Below are 764 nucleotides of genomic sequence, written 5' to 3' on the forward strand. Positions count from 1 at the left end.
TACCTGCACCGCAATGCAGTGGACTTCCGCCTCGGGATAAATGGGTTGGTTGCCTTGGTCGAGCAGTCGATGCAGCTTGATCCGTTTTCCCGCGCCGTCTACGCCTTTCATAACCGTCGGCGCAACCGCATCAAGCTTTTACTGTGGGATCGAAACGGGTTCTGGATGCTTATGAAGCGGTTGGAGGAAGACCGTTTTGTGTGGCCGCGGCGTGAGCACGCGGTGATCGAGCTCACGACCGAACAGTTGCACTGGCTACTGGACGGCATCGACCTGGACGCCGTGAAGCGGCACCCATCGCGCAAATATCAGCACACGGCTTGATGGTCGTTCGGTGTGACGTATACCCGATTGAGGGGCGGCTGCACTATCGTGTTCAGCATGAACGAACACGACCTCTCGCAATTGCCGCCGGCCGCCCAGGCCTATATCCGCGAACTCGAAGCGCGGGCTGCGGCCGACGCTCAGCACATTGCCGAGTTGAACGATCGCATCAAGCTTCTTGAGGAACAGTTCCGGCTCTCGCAGTCCAAACGCTTCGCGCCAAGTAGTGAGAAGCTCAAGGATCGCGTGTTTGACGAAGCCGAACAAATGGCCTCTGCGGAGCCGGCCGACGACGATGAGGAGGAGGAGGACGACGCGCTCGCGCCGCCGGACACAGGTCTGCCAGTGCCCGATAAGCCTGCAGGCCGCAAACGTGGCCGCAAGCCGCTGCCGGCGGAGTTGCCGCGCCAGCGCATCGAGTATGACCTGACCGAGGACCA

Annotated in this window: 2 protein-coding genes; both read left to right on the top strand. The window is 60.9% G+C overall.

What is annotated here, in order from left to right; all coding sequences use genetic code 11:
* Positions 1-324, top strand: a 324-nt coding sequence (gene tnpB / locus ACGLHR_RS51940; protein WP_400103947.1) for an IS66 family insertion sequence element accessory protein TnpB, incomplete at its 5' end; no start/stop codon positions are given.
* A 57-nt stretch (positions 325-381) separates the two neighbouring features.
* Positions 382-764, top strand: a 383-nt coding sequence (locus ACGLHR_RS51945) for a transposase (protein WP_400103949.1), incomplete at its 3' end; no start/stop codon positions are given.

The organism is Cupriavidus sp. CuC1 (genome assembly GCF_044627735.1).
Classification (GTDB): Bacteria; Pseudomonadota; Gammaproteobacteria; order Burkholderiales; family Burkholderiaceae; genus Cupriavidus; species Cupriavidus ulmosensis.